Source organism: Streptomyces glaucus, from assembly GCF_039533365.1.
GTDB lineage: Bacteria > Actinomycetota > Actinomycetes > Streptomycetales > Streptomycetaceae > Streptomyces > Streptomyces glaucus.
This window is the reverse complement of record NZ_BAAATK010000082.1, coordinates 1-18,311: the sequence shown is the minus strand read 5'-3', so window position 1 is coordinate 18,311 and position 18,311 is coordinate 1. Positions and strand designations below refer to the sequence as shown.

Sequence of the window (18,311 nt, the reverse complement as noted above, 5' to 3'; positions counted from 1 at the left end):
AGACCGGCGCCGTCCGCTCCCGCCGGTCACACCTTCCGGTACACGTACGCCTCCGCCGCCGCCTCCGCCACGGCCGCCAGGTCGGCGCCGGCGGCCGCCGTGACGACCGCGGCCACCGCCCCCTCGACGAACGGGGCGTCCACCAGACGCGTCCGGTCCGGCAGTTCGTCGCCCTCCGCGAGCAGCGCCTTGACGGTGAGCACCGCGCTGCCGAGGTCGGCGAGGACGGCGACCCCGGCACCCCGGTCCACGGAGGCCGCCGCGGCGGTGATCAGCTCGGCGCTGGTGCCGAGCCCGCCGTCGGCGGTGCCGCCCGCCGGCGCCACCGGCACCGCCGCGCCGCCGCCCGCCAGGGCCTTGGCCAGTTCCGCCACGGACGCGGCGACCTCCGCGCTGTGCGACACCAGCACGATCCCGACGAGCTCGCCGTCACTCACCGTGGGCCTCCGCGAGTGCGGCGACGAGCAGCGCCGCCGAGGTGGCCCCGGGGTCCTGGTGCCCGATGCTGCGCTCCCCGAGATAGCTCGCCCTGCCCTTGCGGGCCCGCATCGGCGTGGTCGCCTCGGCGCCCTGCTCGGCGGCGGCCCGGGCCGCGGCGAACGAGTCGCCGAGGGCGTCCACGGCCGGCACCAGCGCGTCGATCATGGTCTTGTCGCCCGGTACGGCACCGCCGAGCGTCATGACCGCCTCCACCCCGGTCCGCAACGCCTCGGCCAGTTGCCCCTCGCTGACCTCGGCGGCCTCCCCGAGCGCCTTGCCGGTACGCCTGAGCAGGGTCCCGTACAGCGGCCCGGACGCGCCGCCGACGGTCGAGACGAGCTGCCGGCCGGCCAGGACGAGGAGCGCGCCGGGCGTGCCCGGCGCCTCCTTCTCCAACGCGGCCGTCACGGCCCTGAACCCGCGCTGCAGGTTGCTGCCGTGGTCGGCGTCCCCGATGGGCGAGTCGAGGGCGGTGAGCCGCTCCGCGTCACGTTCGACGAGAGCGGCGGTCGCCGTGATCCAACGGCGGAAGAAGTCGGCGTCGAGCACTGGATCTCCTTGCGTGGTAGCCACGTCGGTTCTCTACCCCGCTCGCGTCACATGCCCCACCGCAGTCCCGGCGTCCTCACCGGCGCGTCCCACAGCCGCAGCAGTTCCTCGTCGATCTCGCACAGGGTGACCGAGGCGCCCGCCATGTCCAGGGAGGTGACGTAGTTGCCGACAAGTGTGCGGGCGACGGCGACGCCGCGCTCGGCGAGGACCCGCTGCACCTCGGCGTTGAAGCCGTACAGCTCCAGCAGCGGAGTCGCGCCCATGCCGTTGACCAGGAGCAGGACGGGATTGCGGGGGTCGAGGTCGGCCAGGACCGCGTCGACGGCGACGTCCGCGATCTCGCCCGAGGTCATCATGGGCCGCCGCTCCCGCCCGGGCTCGCCGTGGATGCCGATGCCCAGTTCCAGCTCACCGGCCGGCAGGTCGAAGGTGGGGCTGCCCTTGGCGGGAGTGGTGCAGGGGCCGAGCGCCACGCCGAAACTGCGGGACCTGTCGTTGACCCGCCGCCCGATCGCCTCCACCTGCTCCAGCGGCCGGCCCTCGTCCGCCGCCGCGCCCGCGATCTTCTCCACGAACAGCGTCGCGCCCGTGCCGCGCCGCCCGGCCGTGTAGAGGCTGTCCGTCACCGCGACATCGTCGTCGACCAGGACCTTGGCCACCTGGATGCCCTCGTCCTCGGCCAGCTCGACGGCCATGTCGAAGTTCAGCACGTCACCGGTGTAGTTCTTCACGACGAACAGCACCCCGGCCCCGCTGTCCACGGCCGCCGCCGCCCGCACCATCTGGTCGGGAACCGGCGACGTGAACACCTCGCCCGGGCAGGCCGCCGACAGCATCCCGGGACCGACGAACCCGCCGTGCAGCGGCTCGTGCCCGGAGCCGCCGCCCGACACCAGGGCCACCTTCCCGGCCACCGGTGCGTCCCGCCGTACGATCACCCGGTTCTCCACGTCCACGGTCAGCTCGGGATGGGCGGCCGCCAGCCCGCGCAGCGCGTCCGCGACCACGGTCTCCGGGACGTTGATGAGCATCCTCATGGGTATCTCCTGGTGAGGTTGGCAGGTATGGCTGCGACCTGCGTTTTGCCTGGTCGGATAAGGTAGTGCGAGTTGTCGGTCCTGGCGGGCCGGGGCGGTCGGAAGCGGGCTTCGGCGGTACTGACGCCGACTTGATGCCGGCTTTCGTGACGGGCCGTCAGATCTGCGGGCTGGTCGGACACGGGTCGGCGGGGCGCTTGCTACCGGCAGTATCGGCCTTGCGGCAGCGAAGGTCACGTGCGAAGGGTCGTGGGCGTGCTGGGGGCCGGGCTGCTCCGCCGGCCGCGCCGGGAGGCGGTACGCGACGAGGGGCGGTGCGTGCGCGGCCGACCCGGTGTTCGCCGGCACCCTCGACGACGCCTGCTGGTGCCTGGACGACCAGCCCGAACTGCCGCTCCTCGGCGTGCTCTTCGCGGAAGTAGGCGCGCCCGAGGCCGCGCTGCTCGACCAGACCGCCTACGCCCAGCCCGCGCTGTTCGCGGTCGAGGCGGCGCTGTACCGGCTGCTGGAGAGCTGGGGCGCGGAACCGGACTTCGTGACCGGGCACTCCCTCGGCGAGATCGCGGCCGCGCACGTGGCGGGTGTGGTCTCGCTGGAGGACGCGTGCGCGCTGGTGGCCGCGCGCGGCCGGCCGATGCGGGCGCTCCCGGCCGGCGGCGCGATGATCGCCGTCCAGGCGTCGGAGGACGAAGTCCTCCCGCTGCTGACCGACCGGGTGAGCAGCGCGGCGGTCAACGGCCCGCAGTCCGTGGTCGTCGCCGGTGACGAGGAGGCGGCGCAGGAGATCGCCGCCGCGTTCGCCGCGCAGGGACGCGAGACGAAGCAGCTCGTCGTCAGCCACGCCTTCCACTCGCCGCTCAGGGACCCGATGCCGGACGGGTTCCGGCACGTGGTGGAGGGCCTGACCTCAGGGCCGGTGTGTTCGTGGTGGGGCTTGTCGCGCCGCAGGCCGGCCCCGGTGGCGGGGGAGACGACGGCGAGCGCCCCCATGGGTCCCTCCTGATGCGACGGGGGGAAAGCGCCTCCGACCGGTGCCTTCGCCGACCGGAGCGGGGGACGGGGTGCCGGGCGGGCCGGGCGGCGATCGGTGGCGTCATGCGCGGACCTCCGCTCCCGGCGGTGTCGGTCCTGGGGCAGCGCAGGTCACCTGCCCGGCGCGGCCGGACGGCGGTCGCGGTGCGGCGGGGCCGAGAAGGCGGAACGCCCCGGTGACGGCCCGGCGGGCCCGTGGGGCGTCTTCGGTGAACGCGCACCACGGGATCGCGGGCTTCGCCGGCGCGCGGCGCGCTCGCCGGGCCGCGGACTCCCCGCCTCCGCGGGGACGTGCCCCGGTGCGCCTGCCCACCGGTCCGCCCGCTCCTGCGGTCGGACGGCCGGGACCGGACACGGCGGAGGGCCCGCGCACAGGCGCGGGCCCTGCATCCTCCGCACGGCGACCGTGACACGCGGGCCTCCCGGCTCGCCCCGGAACGGAGGTCCGGGGCGCCGTGCCCGTGGGTCAGCGGCCGCCGCCCGGTCCGCCGCTGCCGAACGAGCCGCTGCTGCCCCCGCTCCAGCGGGGCCGTTCCCCCTCGGGGGCGGGCCGGCTCGGCATGTTGCCGTGGGCGGGCATCTCGTGCGGCGTCAGCCGGGTATCGCTTCTGGGCATCTCGTCGGGGGCGCGGTTCTGGTGTTCCTCGCGGACCGGGCCGTCGTCGGGCAGTCGGGGCTGCTCCGCGGGGTCCGGCGGACCCGGGTTGCGGCGCATGTTCCGGATGCCCAGGGCGAAGGCGCCGATCAGCAGGGCCACGACCACCACACCCGCCACAGCCAGCCCGATGCCGAGGGCGCCCCGGCCCGCTGCCATTTCCATCCATGCGGTGTTCATGGCCCGCGGGTACCCCGGCTGCCCGCCGCCAACCTGTTCAGCCGGACCGGGCCGCGCGCGTCCGCGCACGGTTCGCCTTGCGGATCGCGTCGAGCAGGTCCGCCTTCGACATCCGCGACCGGCCCTCGATGCCGAGCCGCTTCGCCATGTCGTACAGATGTTCCTTCGAGGCGTGCTCGTCGACGCCCTCGCCGCTGCGGCCGCCCTGCTGCCGGGGCCGGGCCGACCGGGGATCCGAGGGGCCCCTGCGGCCGCCCTCCTTGCGTTCCCAGTGGTCGCCGACCTTCTCGTAGCCGTGCTTCAGCGCGCCGTACGCCACCCGGTGCGCCCGCTCGCCCTCGCCGTACTGCGCCACGGCCGAGTCGTGGGCCTCGATCCAGGTGCGTTGGGCGTCGCGGGAGGACCGCTCCAGGGTCGACGGCAGTTCCTGTCGTCCGGGCACGGTGGACACCTCCGTGCGTCGTCGTGGGGGCGCACGGGTGCCCGCGCCGGGTCCCGGAAAACCGGCCGGAACCCGGGAGCGCCGGGTTTGACGCCCGCGGCACGGGCTACTCGCGCGGTGTGACATCACCGACATCCCAACAGGAGCTGTTCCGGTTCCTGGAGGACCGTTTCGCCTGTGCACAGGCGTGCACCGAGTGCGCGCGGGCCTGCGCGCTGCGCGCGAGCCTCGTGGATCCGGACGGGACAGAGAACCAGGAACTCGTACGACGCAAGGGCATCATGTGCGCGGAGGTGTGCGACGCGACCTGCCGTGTGCTGTCCGAGCAGAGCCAGGTGGACGAGGCCGCCATGCGGGCCCAGCTGGAGTGGTGCCGGACGGTGTGCCTGGAGACCGCGCACGTCTTCGACATGCAGCCGGGAGCGGAGGAGAGCGCGAAGGCGTGCCGCGCCTGCGCCCGGGCCTGCACGGACTTCCTCGCCACGCTGAACTGACGCGGCGCTCCCGGGCCACCGGGGGCGACCGCCCCCGCTTCTTCGGCAGCTGCGCGAGCCGGCGGGAGGGGGCCCGGGCACGCTACGCGTACAGCGCCGGCCCGTCGGCAGGGCGCCCGCCCGGAGCGGCGGGACGGGCCGGCCGGGCCTTTCCGGCACCGCCCCCGCGAACCGGCCGGAGCCGGGCCGCCCGCTCCCGCGGCGCGCCCCGGGCCCGCCGCGGGAGCCGAGGCGCACGAGGCGGGCGGCTTCCCGCCGCGCCCGCCGGCGCACCCCCTGCTCCGCCCGGCGCGCGAGCTGCCGGGGCGGCATGTGGCACACCTGGCGTAGGTCTCCCTACCGTCCCGCGCGCAGGGGCCGTACGGCAGGCCGGCCCCCTCTCCCGCCGCCGGCATCCCGTGCCCGCCGGTCACGGGCCCGCTGCCGTGCGGCGTTCTCGCACGTCCGCGCCCGCCACCGGCCCCCGGGCACGTCCCCGCGCCATGGCCCGGCCCGGTCCGGACAGGCGCCCGGCACCGTACAAAACCGGGCGACAGCCCGCCATACTGGGCGGGCCGGGGGAGGGCGGACGCATCAGCGACGGGGGCGGGTGCAGAGATGGGGGACAGCAGGCTGATCCACGGCCGGTACCGGCTGCTCGACCTGATCGGGCGCGGCGGCATGGGAGAGGTGTGGCGGGCGCGGGACGAGTCGCTGGGGCGGTACGTCGCCGTCAAGTGCCTCAAGCCGCTCGGCGCGCCCCCCGACCGGTCCTCCGCCCGGTTGCTGCGGGAGCGGTTCCGGCGCGAGGCCCGCGTGGCCGCCGCGCTCCAGCACCGCGGCGTGACCGTGGTACACGACTTCGGCGAGTGCGACGGCGTCCTCTACCTGGTCATGGAGCTGCTGCAGGGCCGCGACCTCAGCCGGCTCCTGGAGGACGACGGGGGCCGTCCCCTGCCGGTCGCGGACGTCGTCGACATCGCCGAACAGGTCGCCGAGGCCCTCGCCTACACCCACGAGCAGGGCATCGTGCACCGGGACCTGAAACCCGCGAACATCGTCCGGCTCGCCGACGGCACGGTGAAGCTCTGCGACTTCGGGATCGCCCGCCTCGGCCACGACACCGGCCGCACCTCCCGCCTGACCGGCACCGGCATCGCCATGGGCACCCCGCACTACATGTCGCCGGAGCAGATCGGCGGGGACGAGGTCGACCGGCGCAGCGACCTGTACTCGCTGGGCTGCGTGCTGTACGAGCTCGCCACCGGCACACCGCCGTTCGACCTCGACGACGCCTGGGCCGTCCTCGTCGGCCACCGCGACACCCCGCCCGAGCCGCCGCGCAGCCACCGCGCCGAGCTGCCCGGCTACCTGGAGAGGATCATCCTGGACCTGCTGGCCAAACAGCCCGAGCAGCGTCCGCGCGACGCCCGCGAGGTGGCCCGCCGGATCACCGCGGGCCGCACCGCGCCGGCGTACGCGCCGGCCGCGGTGACCTCCCGGCCGGCGCCGCGCACCCGCGGTCCGGTGGCGGGCGGGACCCGGCTGCCGTCCTGGACCCGCGGCATGACCACCGGGCCCAAGGCCGTCGGCACCGGCCCGCACGGCACGCCGGCGGACCCGGGGACGGGCCTGTCCGGCGTCTGGACCCCGCGCCCCGGACCGGACCCGGCCGGGGACTCCCTGCCCGCGCCGGACCCGGCCGGGGAACCCGTGCCCGGGCAGCGGCCCGAACCGCCGCCGGAGGCCGTCGCCGCGCTGGTCGGGCGGCACCGGGCGGGCCTGAGCCTCGGGCGGCTCGGCCGCTGGACGGAGGCGGGCGAGGTGCACCGGGCGGTGGCCGCCGAGCGCGAGCACCTCCTCGGCCCGGACCACCCCGACACCCTCGCCAGCCGCTACGAGGCCGCCTTCGCCCTCAGCCGCACCGGCCGCGCCGCCGACGCGCTGCGCGCGTACAAGCAGGTCGCCGAGGCGAGGATCCGGGCGCTCGGCGCCGACCACCCCGACACCCTCGCCGCCCGCCAGGAGATGGCGTACGCCCTCGGCCGGCTCGGCCGCCACGTCGACGCCCACCGGGTGTACGCCTCGGTGCTCGCCGCCCGGGAACGCGTGATGGGCGCCGACCACCCCGACACCCTGCGCTGCCGGCACAACCTCGCCGTCAACCTCGGCCGGCTCGGCCGCCCGGAGGAGTCCTGGCGCACGGCCCGCGAGGTGGCCGCCGCCCGTGCCCGGGTGCTCGGGCCCCGGCACCCCGACACCCTGGTCACCCGCTACGAGGTCGCCCACGCGCTGGGCCGGCTGGGCCGCTGGGAGGAAGCCCTGCACGCCTACGAGGAGGTCGCCCGGGACCGCGCCCAGGCGCTCGGCCCCGACCATCCCGACACGCTCGCCGCCCGCTACGAGATCGGCATCAGCCTCGGCCGCCTCGGCCGCAGCGCCCGGGCGCTGACCGTGTACCGCGAGCTGATCGAGGACCGCGCCCGGGTCCAGGGCCCCGACCACCCGGAGACCCTGCGCGCCCGCCACGGCCTGGGCGTCGGCCTCGGCCGGCTCGGCCGCTGGGCGGAGGCCCTCGCCGAGGCCCGGCAGGTGTGCGCGATCCGCGAGCGCGTGCTCGGCCCCGACCACCCGGACACCCTGGTCAGCCGCCGCGAGATCGCCGTCGGTCTCGGCCGGCTCGGCCGCTGGGCGGAGGCGCTGACCGAGTACCGGCGGGTGGCCGCCGCCCGCGAACGCGTCCTGGGCGCGGACCACCCCGACACCCTCGCGAGCCGCGACGACGAGGCGCACTGCCTCGGCCGGCTCGGCCGCACCGCCGAGGCCGCCGAGCTGCACCGCGGGGCGGCGGCACCGCGGTCCCGGCCCGTCTGCTGACGGCGGCCCGCCGCCCCTGGCCGCCGCGGACCACCGCGTGCTACCAAGAACCATGACCGCACCCGAGGGACCGCGCGCCGGCCGGGCGTACGACGCCGTCGTCGTCGGCGGCGGCCACAACGGCCTGGTCGCCGCCGCCTACCTGGCCCGCGCCGGGCGTTCCGTGCTGGTGCTGGAGCGGCTGGACCACACCGGCGGCGCGGCCGTGTCGGCCCGCCCCTTCGCCGGACTCGACGCCCGGCTGTCCCGGTACGCGTACCTGGTCGGCCTGCTGCCCCGGAAGATCGTGCGGGACCTCGGCCTGGACGTCCGCCTGCGCACCCGCCCGGTCTCCTCGTACGCCCCCGCCGAGCGGGACGGCCGCCCCACCGGGCTCCTGATCGGCGGCGGGGAGCGGCGGACCCGGGAGGCGTTCGCCCGGCTCACCGGCTCCGACCGCGAGTACCGGGCGTGGCGGCGTTTCCACGCCATGACCGGCCGTGTCGCCCGGCGGGTCTTCCCGACCCTCACCGAGCCGCTGCCCACCCGCGAGGAGCTGCGCCGCCGCGTCGACGACGAGGCCGCCTGGCGGGCCCTGTTCGAGGAGCCGATCGGCGTCGCGATCGAGGAGCACCTCACCGACGACCTGGTCCGGGGCGTGGTCCTCACCGACGCCCTGATCGGCACCTTCGCCGACGCCCACGACCCCTCGCTCAAGCAGAACCGCTGCTTCCTGTACCACGTGATCGGCGGCGGCACCGGCGCCTGGGACGTGCCCGTCGGCGGCATGGGCGCCCTCACCGACGCGCTGGCCGCCGCGGCCCGCCGGGCGGGCGCCGTCCTCGCCACCGGGCACGAGGCGGTGCGCATCGCCACGGACGGCCGCACGGCCGAGGTCGCCTACCGCACGGCCACCGGGGAGGGCGTCGCCGCCGCCCGGCACGTCCTCGTCAACGCCTCCCCGCACGAGCTGGCGGCGCTGACCGGCGACCCGGCCCCGGCCCCGGCCGAGGGCGCCCAGCTGAAGGTGAACATGCTGCTGGAGCGGCTGCCCCGGCTGCGGGACAGCGCGACCGACCCCCGCGAGGCCTTCGCCGGCACCTTCCACGTCGCCGAGGGCTACCGGCAGCTGGCCGCCGCGTACGCCCGGGCCGCGGCCGGCGAGCCGCCCACCGCCCCGCCCTCGGAGATCTACTGCCACTCGCTCACCGACCCGAGCATCCTCGGCCCGGACCTCGCCGGGCGGGGGTACCACACGCTCACCCTGTTCGGCCTGCACACACCCGCCCGGCTGTTCGCGCGGGACGCCGGACAGGACGACGCCGTCCGCGAGGACCTGCTGACGGCGACGCTGGCCCAGCTCGACGCCCATCTGGCCGAGCCGCTCGCCGGCTGTCTGGCCACCGACGCGGACGGACGCCCGTGCATCGAGGCGAGGACCCCGCCGGACCTGGAGCGCGACCTGAGGCTGCCCGGCGGCCACATCTTCCACGGGGACCTCGCCTGGCCGTACGCCCAGGACGGCGCCGGCCGCTGGGGCGTGGCGACCCGGCACGCGAACGTGCTGCTGTGCGGGGCGGGCGCGGTGCGCGGGGGCGGTGTGAGCGGGGTGCCGGGACACAACGCGGCGATGGCGGTGCTGCGGGCGCGGGGCGGTTGAATGGCCGGCGCCGGGCGGGGCACTCCGACAGGTCGAAGGTATCCGCAGGATCCGGCCGCCCCGCGGGGACGGCCGGACCGTCCCACGGGAGGCTGCCATGGCCGACCTCAGCCCGATCGACCTGCAGAAGGCCCTCAGCGGCATGGACTACCCGACGGACAAGAAGCACCTGGTGGACCAGGCCCGCAGGAACAAGGCCGACGAGAAGGTCGTCAGCCGCCTGGACAGCCTGAAGCAGGACCACTTCGACGGACCGAACGAGGTGCAGAAGGCCGTTTTCAACCAGTGAGGTCCTCCCCGGCGGGCAGCGCGCCGGCGCCCGCGCGGAGCGGGCCCGGACGGCACGGCCGGGGCCTCGGCGAGCGGACGTCGCCGGCTGCGTTCCCGGCCTTCCGGGGCGGTACGCCTAGTCGGCCGACGGCGTCCATCCCGCCGCCCGGATCCGGGCCGCGTCCGCCGGCCGGGATTCGTCGAAGAGGACGCCGTCGGCCGCTTCGACGCGCAGCCCGTCGACGTACGCCCCGCGGCCCGCGTACAGCCGGTCGGTGGTGTACCGCCAGCGCAGCGCGAGCCCGCGGGCGGCCGGCAGGTCCGCGGCGAGCCGGTGCCAGACGCGGCCCGAGAACCCGGTGACCGCGCCGGCCGGACGGTGCTGCGGCTCCGCGCCCCGGCGCGCGGTCGTGAACGGGACGGGCCGCCAGGTCGCGCCGCCGTCGGCCGACGCCTCCAGGACGAGCGCGTCGGCCCGGGGCTCGGTGTCCCACCACAGGGCGCACCGCAGCCGCGCGCCGCCGCCGGAGGTGTCCAGCGCGGGCAGCGCGAGCGTGGCGGCCGTGGCGCTCGCCATTCCGGAGAACCAGGCGGTACGGCCGTGCGCCGGACGCACCGGCACGGCCCGCGCCAGGTGGTCGGCCGCGGCGACCCGCGGCGCGGAACCGGAGCGCCAGCTGCGCACCGGGTGCACGGAGTTGCCGAGGACCACCAGGAAGGAGTCGGTGGTCGGGTCGAGGACCAGCGAGGTGCCGGTGAAGCCGGTGTGCCCGGCGGTGCGCGGGGTGGCCATCGCGCCCATGTACCAGTGCTGGTACAGCTCGAAGCCGAGGCCGTGCTCGTCGCCGGGGAAGGCGGTGTTGAAGTCGGTGAACATCAGCTCCACGGACTCCGGCTCCAGGATGCGCGCCCGGCCGTGGGAGCCGCCGTCGAGGAGGGTCCGGGCGAGCACCGCGAGGTCCCACGCGCAGGAGAAGACGCCCGCGTGGCCCGCGACGCCGCCGAGGGCGAACGCGTTCTCGTCGTGCACCTCGCCCCACACCAGCCCGCGGTCCAGACCCGACCAGGGCCTGCGGGCGTCCTCGGTGGCCGCGATGTCCGGCCGCCAGGAGGCGGGCGGGTTGTAGCGGGTGCGGCGCATGCCCAGCGGACCGGTGATCTCCTCGTGGAGGAGGACGTCCAGGGAGCGGCCCGTGATCCGCTCCAGCACGAGCTGGAGGGAGATCAGGTTCAGGTCCGAGTAGAGGTAGGCGGTCCCCGGCGGGACGGCCGGCGCCTCGGCGAGGACGAGGCCGAGCTTCTCCTCGTACGTGGGCGCGTCGTACAGGGGGATCCAGGCGCGGAGACCCGAGGTGTGCGTCAGCAGCTGGCGGATCGTCACCTCCTGCTTGCCCGCGCGGCCGAACTCCGGCAGGTACGAGGCGACCGCCGCCTCCAGCCGCAGTGCGCCCCGCTCCAGCTGCTGCACGGCGAGGAGCGAGGTGAACAGCTTGGACACCGACGCCAGGTCGAACACGGTGTCCCGGGTCGTCGGGATCTGCTGCCCGGCCGGGAACTCGATCCCGGTGTCGGTCCTCTCGTCGTACGCCCGGTAGCGCACCGCCATGCCGATCGGCTCGTGCAGCGCCACGGTGCCGCCGCGCCCGGCGAGCAGCACGGCCCCCGCGTACCAGGGGTGCTCGGGGGAGGGGCCGAGGAACGCCTTCGCGTCGGCGACGAGCCGCCGCAGCGGGGCGCGCAGCAGACCGGCGCGTTCGGGGGAGCCGGGCCGCAGGGCGGAGCGTGGCGACGCGGCGCCGGCCGCGGCGGCCGGCAGCGGCGCCAGGGCCAGCGCGCCGCCCAGGGCGAGCGCGGCGGCGCCCAGCCGGCGGCGGGTGGGACCACGTCTGTCGTCGGCTGCCATGAGGATCCCCCGCATCCAGGCCGGACGGGTCGTTCCGGACTCGTCTTGCGCAGGGGAACTCTCGTGTCGGGCGCGCGGTCTGTCAACGGGGCGTGCACGGACCGGCGTCCGACGGGGCGCCGGGGGGATCCGCCGCCCCACCCGCGCGGACCGGGGCGAGCGCCCGGCGACACCGGTCCCGCCCGCCTGGTCGCCGCCCTCGCCGACGCGGTGACCGCCGTGCTGGGCGAGCACGTCCGCGAGCGGACCCTCGGCACGCTCGCCGGCGTCCCGGACGGACGCGGCGGAGCGGCCGGCGTGCCGGCCCGGCCCCGGTGCGCGATCCGGTGCCGGGCCGTGCCGGGCCGCGCGCGGCGTCTTGACCGCGGCCCCGGCCGAACCGAGGATCGTCTGCCATGACGCCCGGACACGGCAGCACGGTCGACGGGGTGCTGCGGCGCAGCGCCCGCCGCACCCCGGCGCGGGTCGCGCTGGAGTACGCCGACCGCTCCTGGACGTACGACGCACTCGACACCGCCGTCTCCCGCGCGGCGAGCGTCCTGCTGGCGCAGGGGCTCACGCCCGGCGACCGGGTCGCCGCCTACGGCCACAACTCCGACGCCTACCTGATCGCCTTCCTCGCCTGCGCCCGCGCGGGCCTGGTGCACGTGCCGGTCAACCAGAACCTGACCGGCGACGACCTCGCCTACCTCGTCCGCCAGTCCGGCAGCACGCTGGTCCTCACCGATCCCGGCCTCGCCGGCCGGCTGCCCGGCGGCGTACGGACGCTGCCGCTGCGCGACGCCGACGGCTCGCTGCTCGCCCGGCTGGCGGCCGCGCCGGCGTACGACGGTCCGGAGCCGCGCGGCGAGGACCTGGCGCAGCTGCTGTACACCTCGGGCACGACCGCCCTGCCCAAGGGCGCGATGATGACCCACCGGGCCCTCGTGCACGAGTACCTCAGCGCGATCACCGCCCTCGACCTCGGCGCGGGCGACCGGCCCGTGCACGCGCTGCCGCTGTACCACTCGGCGCAGATGCACGTGTTCCTGCTGCCGTACCTCGCGGTCGGCGCCACCAACATCGTCCTCGGCGCGCCCGACGGCGACCGGATCCTCGACCTGATCGAGGCGGGCCGCGTGGACAGCCTGTTCGCCCCGCCCACCGTGTGGATCGACCTGGTGAACCGCCCCGACTTCACACGGCGGGACCTCGGCGGACTGCGCAAGGCCTACTACGGTGCGTCGGTCATGCCGGTGCCCGTCCTGCAGCGGCTGCGGGAGCGGCTGCCGCAGCTGGCCTTCTACAACTGCTTCGGACAGAGCGAGATCGGTCCGCTGGCCACGGTCCTCGGCCCCGACGAGCACGAGGGACGCATGGACTCCTGCGGACGGCCGGTGCTGTTCGTGGAGGCACGGGTGGTCGACGAGGACGGCAAGGACGTGCCCGACGGCACGCCCGGCGAGATCGTCTACCGCTCCCCGCAGCTGTGCGAGGGCTACTGGGACAAGCCCGAGGAGACGGCCGAGGCGTTCCGCGACGGCTGGTTCCGCTCCGGTGACCTCGCGGTGCGGGACGCCGACGGCTACCTCACGATCGTCGACCGGGTGAAGGACGTCATCGACTCCGGGGGCGTCCTGGTCGCCTCCCGCCAGGTCGAGGACGCGCTGTACACGCACGAGGCCGTCGCCGAGGCCGCGGTGATCGGCCTGCCCGACGCGCGGTGGATCGAGGCCGTCACGGCGGTCGTCGTCCCGCGCGGCGAGGTCACCGAGGCCGAACTGATCGCCCACGCCCGCGCGCGCCTCCCCTCCTTCAAGGCGCCGAAGCGGGTGCTGTTCGTGGACGAGCTGCCGCGCAACGCCAGCGGGAAGATCCTCAAACGACGGCTGCGGGACCGCTTCGCCGACACCTGAGCACCGCCACCGGGCGCCACGCCCGCGTCAGCGGGGACGCGAGGACGACGGCCGTCCGGCGGCACCCGGCGGCCCCGTCGTGCCGTGCGTCCCGGCGGCGTGGCACCGGCCGCCGCCCGCCGGCCGGGATCACCTCGGCGGCCGGATCCGGCCCGCGTCCGCGAGACGGCGCCAGAACCACCGGGTGAGGCCGGCGTCCACCGCACGGGCCAAGGGCAGCTGCGGCGCGGGCTCGATGCCGGGCTCCTCGGCGAGCGGATGCGCCAGCCCGGGGACCGACAGCAGCTCGGCCCGTTCCCCCAGCGCGTCGACGAGGTCCAGGGCGTCGGCACGCAGCCCCGGATGATCCAGTTCGCCGCTGACCACCAGCAGCGGCGCGCGATCGGCGATGAGGCCCGCCCGGGCGACGAAGTCCAGGCTGTCGGCGGCCTGCCCGGACTCCTCGTCGTAGGGGTAGTCGCCCGGGAACAGGGCGACCACGGACCGCATCCGCACGGCGGCGTTCACCACGGCGCCGGCGAAGACCGGAATCCCGGTACCGGCGAGGATCCGCAGCGCGACGGCCCCGCCCAGCGAGGCGCCGAGCACGCCGATCGGTCCGTCATCGACCGGCAGCTGCGCACGGATCGAGGCCAGCGCGGCCGGAAACTCCTCGGACGCCTGCCGGACGAACGGGTACAGGTAGGACATCAGGACGTCCTGGCGGGCCAGCTCCACGATGGCGGCCGTGCCGCCGTCGACCATGCGGGCCCCGCACATCGGCATGCCGAGGTGCACCCGCCAGGCGGGCAGGCCGTGCATCGGCAGCGCGGCGGCGAACGCGGCGTCCGACCTCGGCGCGTCCAGCATGTGCCAGGTGACGATCAGCGGCGCGGTGCCGGCGCCGTCCGGCGGCAGCGCGGTGAACGGCACGCCGGCCGCCGTGCCCGTGATCGGTGGGTGCATACGGCGACGGTAGGTCCGCGGCCGCGCACCGGGGACGGATATCGCCACCGGCGAAACCGGCCCGGCCGGCCGCCGGGCCCGCCCCGCGCCCTCCGTCAGCGCGGCCGCAGATCCACGACCCGCCGGATCTTGCCCACCGACCGCTCCAGCGACTCCGGGTCGACGATCTCCACGCCGACCGACACCCCGATGCCGTCCTTCACGGCCGCCGCGATGGCCCGCGCCGCCGCCCGGCGGACCTCCGGACCGGCGCCGGGGCGGGCCTCGGCCCGCACGGTGAGGGCGTCCAGGCGGCCCTCGCGGGTGAGCCGCAGCTGGAAGTGGGGCGCGACGCCCGGCGTGCGCAGCACGATCTCCTCGATCTGGGTCGGGAAGAGGTTGACCCCGCGCAGGATCACCATGTCGTCGCTGCGGCCGGTCACCTTCTCCATGCGGCGGAACACCCGTGCCGTGCCCGGCAGCAGCCGGGTCAGGTCCCGCGTCCGGTACCGGACGACGGGCATCGCCTCCTTCGTCAGCGAGGTGAGGACCAGTTCCCCCTCCTCGCCCTCCGGCAGCACCGCACCGGTGACCGGGTCGACGACCTCCGGGAAGAAGTGGTCCTCCCAGATGTGCAGACCGTCCTTGGTCTCCACGCACTCCTGCGCGACACCCGGGCCGATCACCTCCGACAGCCCGTATATGTCGACCGCGTCGATCGCGAACCGCTCCTCGATCTCCCGCCGCATCCGCTCGGTCCAGGGCTCGGCGCCGAAGACGCCCACGCGCAGGGAGGTGCCGCGCGGATCGACGCCCTGCCGCTCGAACTCGTCCAGGAGCGTGAGCATGTAGGACGGGGTGACCATGATGACCGTGGGCTCCAGGTCCCGGATCAGCTGCACCTGGCGGGCCGTCATGCCGCCGGACGCGGGGATGACGGTGCAGCCCAGCCGCTCCGCGCCGTAGTGCGCGCCGAGCCCGCCGGTGAACAGCCCGTAGCCGTACGCCACGTGCACCCGGTCCCCGGGCCGCCCGCCCGCCGCCCGGATCGAGCGGGCCACCAGGTCCGCCCACCGGGACAGGTCGCCGTCGGTGTAGCCGACGACCGTGGGACGGCCGGTGGTGCCGCTGGAGGCGTGGATGCGGCGGACGCGGTCGTGCGGGACGGCGAACATGCCGTACGGGTAGTTCTCGCGCAGGTCGGCCTTGGTGGTGAAGGGGAACCGGGCCAGGTCGGCGAGTGTGCGGCAGTCCTCCGGACGCACGCCCGCCCGGTCGAAGGACTCCCGGTAGAAGGGCACGTGCGCGTACGCGTGCCGCAGCGACGCCCGCAGCCGCTCCAGTTGCAGCGCCCGCAGGCCTTCCGCGTCGAGCCGCTCTCCCGCGTCCAGCAGGTCCGCCGTGTCCGACATGAGGCTCCCCTCCGCCAACCGCTCGATCCGGGCGACCGATCATTCGGTCGAGTACCGGGGATCAGTAACCCAGGCCGCATCGCCCGAAGCAAGCGTCGGGTCCGGGTTTTCCGGATGCGGGCGGCCGCGGCGCGGGAGATCCCGGCGGGACCGGCTCGGCCGACGGGCGCGCCGGCCAGGGGTGTCGCCGGGTTCGCGGAAAGCTGTCCGTCGGCGTCAGGGCCGCCCCCGGCGCCGTCGGGAGCGGCGAGGACGAGGACCGGCGAGCGGCGCGCCTGCCCCGCCGGGCCGCTCGCCGCATCCCGGGCGGGCCGGACTCCGCGGCCCCGGGGGCGGCGGGGGAAGGGCGCGACCACGGACACGACCGCTCCGCGGGCCGGATCCGACCGCGGCCTGCCGGGGCCGGGCGGAGCGCCGCTGGAGCCGGTCCGGTCCGCGTCGGGCGTGCCGGACACCGTGCCGGGGAACGTGCCGGGGAGGTCGGCACCGCCCGGCGGGCACGCCGAAGCCCTCGTCCCCGGCCGGCCCCCGCCCCGGCTGGAGGAGCGGTTCCTCACCCGCGCCGGGGGAGGCAGGCGGCCTCCCAGGCCGCCTCGATCATCCGGAAGATCTCGTCCACCGCGGCCTCCGGATCGGCCGCCTCGCGGGCCAGCGAGTAGGCGTCGGCCACGAACCTCGCGATCGTCCGGCAGGCCGTGGTGGTCTGCGGCAGGTCGAGAGCGCCGGCGATGGCCGTCGCCAGCGACTCCGCATGGCGCAGCCGCATCGACTCCTCGTACTGCCGCAGGGCGGGTGAGGCGTCGACCATGCGCCAGATCGGGGCGGTGCTGTCCGCCGCGCAGTGCCGTACCAGGGCCTGGATCTCGCGGCGCAGCGCGGGGATGAGCGGCTCGTGCGGCGCCCGGCCGGTGACCGCCTGCGTGAGGCGGTGCTCGAAGTCCTCGTCCTGCTCGAACACCAGGGCCTCTTTCGAGGCGAAGTGGGAGAAGACCGTGGTGACGGCCACGTCGGCCTCGGCGGCCACGTCGCGGATGCCCACCGCGTCGTACCCGCGTTCCAGGAAGAGGCGCAGGGCGGTGTCGGCGATCCTCCGGCGGGTCTCGGCCTTCTTGCGTTCACGGCGTCCAGGAGGGGCGGTCATACCCTGACGCTACCAGATGCAAAGTCGAAACGGTTTTTAAAAGCTAACGGTTAGTGTTACGGTCGGCGGCATGAAGAAAGTGACCTTCGCCGAGTTCGGCGGTCCGGATGTTCTGCGCCTCATGGACGCCGAGGAACCCCACGCGGGCCCCGGCCAGGTACGTATCGCCGTGCGGGCGGCGGGGGTGAACCCCGTCGACTGGAGGATCCGCGAGGGCCAGTTCCGGGAGATCCTTCCGGTCGAGCTGCCCGCCGGCGTCGGACAGGACGCCTCCGGGGTGGTGGACGAGGTCGGCGAGGGCGTCGAAGGGGTCGAGGTCGGCGACCGCGTGTTCGGCGAAGGGACGAGCACCTATGCCGAGTTCGCCGTGCTGTCGGCCTGGATCCGTATGCCCGAGGGCCTGACGTTCGAGGAGGCGGCCGGATACCCCTCCGTGATGGAGACCGCGCTGCGCATCATCGGCCAGGTCGATGTGCAGCCCGGACAGACACTGCTGGTCAGCGGTGCGTCCGGGGGAGTCGGATCGGCGGTGCTGCAGATCGCCCGCGACCGCGGCATCACGGTGATCGGCACGGCCGGGGCCGCGAACCAGGACTACCTGCGCAGCCTGGGCGCCCGCGCCACGACGTACGGCGAGGGCTGGGTCGAGCGGGTGCGGCGGCTCGGCCGTGTCGACGCGGCGCTCGATCTGGCCGGCTCGGGCGTGATCCGCGAGCTCGTCGAGCTGACCGGGGACCCGCAGAAGGTGATCTCCATCGCCGATCCCGGCGCGCCGGAGCTCGGCGTCCGGTGGTCCGGCGTGGCCGGGAGCATGCCGGAAGCGCTCGCCGAGACGGTCGGCCTCATCGCACGGGGAAAGCTCCACATCCCGATCGAGAAGTCGTACCCGCTCGCCGAGGCCGCGGCGGCGCACATCGACAGCCAGGCCGGTCACACGCGCGGACGCCGGGTCATCGTCGTCTGAGCCTCGCCCCGCGCGGTCGTACGGCCCGGCGGACCCGGTGAGCGTGCCTCCCGTCACCGGGTCCGCCGGGCGGAGAGACCGCGGTGCCCGGGACGGAGCCCGCGGCGCGCGGTTCGCGCGGCGACCGACGGGCGGGGGCGCCCGACCGGTCAAGGATCTCGCCGGTGGCTGGGCGGCCACCGCCGGCCTCGTCCCCCGGGACCGGCCCGGTCCGGGTGCTGAACGGGATCGCCGGAACCAGGGATCCCGCCCCGTCGCGGGGCCCGCCCGGTGCCGTCGCTTCGCGGCCGTCGGCCCGGCGGAGCGCGTCCTGGGCGGTCGCGGCGTCCGGCGCGCCCGTGGCGCCGACCGTCCTGATCGCCGTCCCCCGGACCCGGGAGCCCCGGGCGCCGCCCGCCCGCGGTGCGCGGGCGGCCGAGCACGCCCGCGGCGGCG

General features: G+C 76.0%; 15 protein-coding genes and 1 pseudogene. 7 read left to right on the top strand and 9 right to left on the bottom strand.

Annotated features, from left to right (window positions below):
* Positions 1-26: 26 nt before the first annotated feature.
* Genes dhaM through dhaK form a run of 3 tightly spaced genes read right to left on the bottom strand, consistent with a single transcriptional unit; the run spans position 27 to position 2,069 of the window.
* A complete protein-coding gene (gene dhaM, locus ABD363_RS31030) occupies positions 27-437 on the bottom strand; it encodes a dihydroxyacetone kinase phosphoryl donor subunit DhaM (RefSeq protein WP_344609624.1) in 411 nt (136 codons plus the stop codon).
* A complete protein-coding gene (gene dhaL / locus ABD363_RS31025; protein WP_344609622.1) occupies positions 430-1,029 on the bottom strand; it encodes a dihydroxyacetone kinase subunit DhaL in 600 nt (199 codons plus the stop codon). The genes dhaM and dhaL overlap by 8 nt, the downstream gene beginning before the upstream one ends.
* Positions 1,030-1,076: 47 nt before the next feature.
* Positions 1,077-2,069, bottom strand: a complete 993-nt coding sequence (dhaK, locus tag ABD363_RS31020; protein WP_344609621.1) for a dihydroxyacetone kinase subunit DhaK — start codon at positions 2,067-2,069, stop codon at positions 1,077-1,079.
* Between the two features lie 325 nt (positions 2,070-2,394).
* Here dhaK and ABD363_RS31015 point away from each other — a divergent pair.
* Positions 2,395-2,976 (top strand): annotated as a pseudogene (locus tag ABD363_RS31015) (acyltransferase domain-containing protein); the annotation flags it as partial.
* 591 nt (positions 2,977-3,567) lie between these two features.
* Here ABD363_RS31015 and ABD363_RS31010 read toward each other — a convergent pair.
* Entirely contained in the window at positions 3,568-3,936 is a 369-nt protein-coding gene (locus tag ABD363_RS31010; protein ID WP_344609619.1) for a DUF6479 family protein, read from the bottom strand.
* Between the two features lie 37 nt (positions 3,937-3,973).
* A complete protein-coding gene (locus ABD363_RS31005; RefSeq protein ID WP_344609617.1) occupies positions 3,974-4,378 on the bottom strand; it encodes a ChaB family protein in 405 nt (134 codons plus the stop codon).
* Positions 4,379-4,497: 119 nt separating this feature from the next.
* Between ABD363_RS31005 and ABD363_RS31000 the strand changes: the two genes are divergently transcribed.
* The 4 genes from ABD363_RS31000 (at position 4,498) to ABD363_RS30985 (ending at position 9,656) form a co-directional block, all read left to right on the top strand.
* Positions 4,498-4,872 (top strand): four-helix bundle copper-binding protein, encoded by a 375-nt coding sequence (locus ABD363_RS31000; RefSeq protein ID WP_344609615.1) that lies wholly within the window; start codon positions 4,498-4,500, stop codon positions 4,870-4,872.
* A 597-nt stretch (positions 4,873-5,469) separates the two neighbouring features.
* Positions 5,470-7,728, top strand: a complete 2,259-nt coding sequence (locus ABD363_RS30995; protein ID WP_344609613.1) for a serine/threonine-protein kinase — start codon at positions 5,470-5,472, stop codon at positions 7,726-7,728.
* A gap of 52 nt (positions 7,729-7,780) precedes the next feature.
* On the top strand, positions 7,781-9,367 hold the full coding sequence (locus ABD363_RS30990) for a phytoene desaturase family protein (RefSeq protein WP_344609611.1): 1,587 nt from the start codon (positions 7,781-7,783) through the stop codon (positions 9,365-9,367).
* 97 nt (positions 9,368-9,464) lie between these two features.
* Positions 9,465-9,656 (top strand): DUF2795 domain-containing protein, encoded by a 192-nt coding sequence (locus ABD363_RS30985; RefSeq protein ID WP_344609609.1) that lies wholly within the window; start codon positions 9,465-9,467, stop codon positions 9,654-9,656.
* A gap of 117 nt (positions 9,657-9,773) precedes the next feature.
* Here ABD363_RS30985 and ABD363_RS30980 read toward each other — a convergent pair whose 3' ends face one another.
* Positions 9,774-11,540 (bottom strand): serine hydrolase domain-containing protein, encoded by a 1,767-nt coding sequence (locus tag ABD363_RS30980; RefSeq protein ID WP_344609607.1) that lies wholly within the window; start codon positions 11,538-11,540, stop codon positions 9,774-9,776.
* A 395-nt stretch (positions 11,541-11,935) separates the two neighbouring features.
* On the opposite strand from ABD363_RS30980, the gene ABD363_RS30975 reads away from it, so the two are divergent.
* Positions 11,936-13,435, top strand: a complete 1,500-nt coding sequence (locus ABD363_RS30975; protein WP_344609605.1) for an acyl-CoA synthetase — start codon at positions 11,936-11,938, stop codon at positions 13,433-13,435.
* Between the two features lie 129 nt (positions 13,436-13,564).
* On the opposite strand, the gene ABD363_RS30970 is transcribed toward ABD363_RS30975, so the two are convergent.
* From ABD363_RS30970 to ABD363_RS30960, 3 genes are all read right to left on the bottom strand, one after another.
* Positions 13,565-14,380 carry an alpha/beta hydrolase family protein gene (locus ABD363_RS30970; protein ID WP_344609603.1) on the bottom strand — a complete coding sequence of 272 codons (816 nt, stop codon included), beginning with the start codon at positions 14,378-14,380 and terminating at the stop codon, positions 13,565-13,567.
* A gap of 95 nt (positions 14,381-14,475) precedes the next feature.
* Entirely contained in the window at positions 14,476-15,771 is a 1,296-nt protein-coding gene (paaK, locus tag ABD363_RS30965) for a phenylacetate--CoA ligase PaaK (RefSeq protein ID WP_344609601.1), read from the bottom strand.
* Between the two features lie 553 nt (positions 15,772-16,324).
* Positions 16,325-16,912: a TetR/AcrR family transcriptional regulator gene (locus tag ABD363_RS30960; protein ID WP_344609599.1), complete on the bottom strand. Its 588-nt coding sequence runs from the start codon at positions 16,910-16,912 to the stop codon at positions 16,325-16,327.
* Positions 16,913-16,982: 70 nt separating this feature from the next.
* Here ABD363_RS30960 and ABD363_RS30955 point away from each other — a divergent pair, with 70 nt between their 5' ends.
* Positions 16,983-17,876: an NADP-dependent oxidoreductase gene (locus ABD363_RS30955; protein ID WP_344609597.1), complete on the top strand. Its 894-nt coding sequence runs from the start codon at positions 16,983-16,985 to the stop codon at positions 17,874-17,876.
* Positions 17,877-18,311 lie beyond the last annotated feature (435 nt).